This window comes from Streptomyces sp. KR55 (assembly GCF_052245645.1).
GTDB classification, from domain to species: Bacteria; Actinomycetota; Actinomycetes; order Streptomycetales; family Streptomycetaceae; genus Streptomyces; species Streptomyces flavusporus.
In genome coordinates this window covers 1-2,835 of record NZ_JBQQCE010000762.1, presented here as the reverse complement: position 1 = coordinate 2,835, position 2,835 = coordinate 1, and the positions used below count along the sequence as shown (strand labels likewise).

Sequence of the window (2,835 nt, the reverse complement as noted above, 5' to 3'; positions counted from 1 at the left end):
ACGCCCCCTGCCACCCCGCCCGCGGCTTCAGCCACGTCCAGCGCCCCGTCCGCGCCCGGCACCACGGAACCGCCCCGGCCACCGGCGCCGACGAACTCCGCCCCGCAGCCGGCCCCGACACCCACGCCCACGCCCACGCCCAGCAGCCCGCCGTCGGCCCCGCAGCCGGACCAGCCCGGACTGTGCGTGCCGATCATCGGCCTGTGCGTGGATACGCTGAGCGACTGAGCAGGGCCTACGACGCCCCGTCCCGCCGGGTGAGCAGCCACGGCTCGACCACGCCGAGACCACGCACCGGACGCTGCCACATCGGCTGGAGCGCGAAGCGGTACGTCGGCGGCTCCTCGCCCTCCTTCTCCGCGGCGGCCACGGCCTCGGCGGCCTCCGCCTCGGAGGCGGGAGCCTCACCGGTACGGATCAGTTCCTCCGCGAACGCGCTGTCGACCAGAACGGCGTCACGCGGAGCTATCGACGTCAGCCGGGAGGCCAGGTTCACCGTCGTACCGAAGACATCGCCCATACGGGTGGTCACCGTGCCGAACGCTATGCCGACGCGCAGTTCCGGCATCGTCTCGTCGTTCGCCAGGGTCTCGATGAGCCGCAGCGCGATCTCCGCGGCGACGCCCGCGTCGTCGGCGGCGTAGAGCACCTCGTCGCCGAGGGTCTTGATGAGCCGCCCGCCGCGCGCGGCGACCAGGTCGGCGGACGTGGTCTCGAAGGCCTCGACGAGTTCGCCGAGTTCCTCCTCCTCCATACGGCGGGTCAGTCGCGTGAACCCGACGAGGTCCGCGAAGCCGACGGCGAGGCGGCGGTCGACCATCTCCTCGTCGTCCCCGGTCTGGATGACCCGGCCGGCCGAGGCGGCGAGCTGGCGCCGCCAGACGTAGACGAGGAACTCCTCCAGCTCGGGCAGGAGCAGCTCGATGATCGGGTACGTCACCTCGGTACGGGTCATGCCGGGCTCGGGCGGCTCGGTCAGGCCCTCCAGGAAGGAGTCCATCTGCCACTCGGCCAGCCGGGCGGTCGTCTGGCCGGTGGAGCGGGCCACCTGCACGGCCATCGCCTCGCTCAGCAGCCCGGCCTCGACGAGACCGGCCAGCCGGCGCAGGGCCAGGACGTCCGCCTCGGTGAGCGCCTTGGCCTGGCCGATGTCGGCGAAGCCCATCGCCCGCCAGAAGCGGGACGCCAGTTCCATGGAGACACCGGCGCTGCGGGCCGCCTGGAAGGGGGTGTAGCGGCGTTCGGCGCCGAGGATGAGCTGTTCGAGGCGCAGGGCCAGCGGATCCTCGCCGGAGTCGGTGGCGTGGGAGTCCCCGCGCTCGAGCGATGCCGAGAATGGGGGTTGATCCACTCGGCCGTGCGCGCCCGTGCCGGAGCCCGTGTCGTCGACGCTCACGCCTGCTGCCCTTCCGATCTGCCGCGGTCAGGTATCGACCGGCCCCAACTTTACGTCAGCTGTGGGCCAGCTCACTCTTCGCAGGCCTGCGCAGCCTGCGGGCAGTCGTGGGCGAGTGCAACCGTCCCCGGCGCCGCACACCAGCAGACTCACGCCGGCCTCAGGTGCACGATGTCCCCCGCCCCCACCGGCTCCCGCACTCCCTCCTCCGTCACCAGCACCAGCCGCCCGTCGCCGTCCACCGCAACCGCCTCTCCGGTGATCGACCGATTCCCCGGCAGCTCGGCACGCACCACCCTTCCCAGCGTCGCGCACCCGGCCGTGTACGTCTCCTGCAGACCGGTGACCGCCGGATCACCCCCGGCGGCCCGCCACCGCCCGTACCAGTCCTCCAGCGACCGCAGTACGGCCCTGAGCAGCGGATCCCGGTCCGTGCTCACCGCTCCGGCCAGCGCCAGCGAGCCCGCGGTCGGTACCGGCAGCTCCGGCTCGCGCAGGGTCACGTTGATGCCGACGCCGATGACGACGCCGTCGTCGCCCGCCCGTTCCGCCAGGATGCCGCCGGCCTTGCGCTCCTCGCCGCCGACCGTCACCAGGAGGTCGTTGGGCCACTTGAGTGCCGTGTCGACGCCTGCCGCCCGGGACAGTCCCGTCGCCACGGCGACGCCGGTGAGCAGCGGCAGCCAGCCCCAGCGGGCCACCGGGATCCCGGCCGGGCGCAGCAGCACGGAGAAGAACAGGCCGGAGCGGGCCGGCGCCGTCCACTGGCGGTCGAGCCGGCCCCGCGCGGCGGTCTGCTCCTCGGCGACCAGCACCGCACCCTCCCCGGCCTTCCCCTCGACGGCACGGGCCACCAGGTCGGTGTTGGTGGAGCCGGTGCGCTGCACCACGTCCACCTCCGACCACAGGCCGCCCTCCCGCACCAGGGCGCGGCGCAGGGCCGTGGCGTTGAGGGGCGGCCGCTCCAGGTCGGACCACCGGCTGTTGTTCGGCTCTGCTGCATCGTGCGGCTTCATGCAAGCCACCCTAGGTGTGGTAAACACCGCACTGCCGATCCGAGGGCCCCGCACTACGCTACGGATGAGTAACCGTCCCCCCTTTTGAGCAGGCAGGGAGCCGCATCCCGATGTCCGAGCCGGAAGAGATCGACATTCACACCACCGCCGGGAAGCTCGCGGATCTCCAGCGCCGCATCCAGGAGGCGACCCACGCCGGTTCGGAACGAGCCGTCGAGAAGCAGCACGCCAAGGGCAAGCTGACGGCCCGTGAGCGTATCGAGCTGCTGCTCGACGAGGAGTCCTTCGTCGAGTTGGACGAGTTCGCCCGGCACCGCTCCACCAACTTCGGACTGGAGAAGAACCGGCCGTACGGGGACGGGGTCGTCACCGGGTACGGGACCGTCGACGGGCGTCCGGTCGCCGTCTTCTCCCAGGACTTCA

Annotated in this window: 3 protein-coding genes and 1 pseudogene; 1 reads left to right on the top strand and 3 read right to left on the bottom strand. The window is 72.4% G+C overall.

Translation table 11 applies throughout. The features are described 5' to 3' along the window. The 3 genes and pseudogenes from ACTWQJ_RS49650 to ACTWQJ_RS49640 all read right to left on the bottom strand — a co-directional run. Positions 1 to 197, bottom strand: a pseudogene (locus ACTWQJ_RS49650) (hypothetical protein); the annotation flags it as partial. Positions 198 to 235: 38 nt separating this feature from the next. After that, positions 236 to 1,396 carry an adenylate/guanylate cyclase domain-containing protein gene (locus ACTWQJ_RS49645; RefSeq protein WP_443312931.1) on the bottom strand — a complete coding sequence of 387 codons (1,161 nt, stop codon included), beginning with the start codon at positions 1,394 to 1,396 and terminating at the stop codon, positions 236 to 238. A 149-nt stretch (positions 1,397 to 1,545) separates the two neighbouring features. Further along, complete coding sequence (locus ACTWQJ_RS49640; RefSeq protein WP_443312930.1) at positions 1,546 to 2,412, bottom strand: biotin--[acetyl-CoA-carboxylase] ligase; 867 nt, start codon at positions 2,410 to 2,412, stop codon at positions 1,546 to 1,548. Between the two features lie 110 nt (positions 2,413 to 2,522). Here ACTWQJ_RS49640 and ACTWQJ_RS49635 point away from each other — a divergent pair. Continuing rightward, positions 2,523 to 2,835 (top strand): carboxyl transferase domain-containing protein (locus ACTWQJ_RS49635; RefSeq protein WP_443312929.1); only part of this gene is annotated, 313 nt, incomplete at its 3' end.

Bases quoted from the DNA above. Each gene is read 5' to 3' on its own strand.
- ACTWQJ_RS49640 (WP_443312930.1), bottom strand. From the start codon at position 2,412: ATGAAGCCGCACGATGCAGCAGAGCCGAACAACAGCCGGTGGTCCGAC.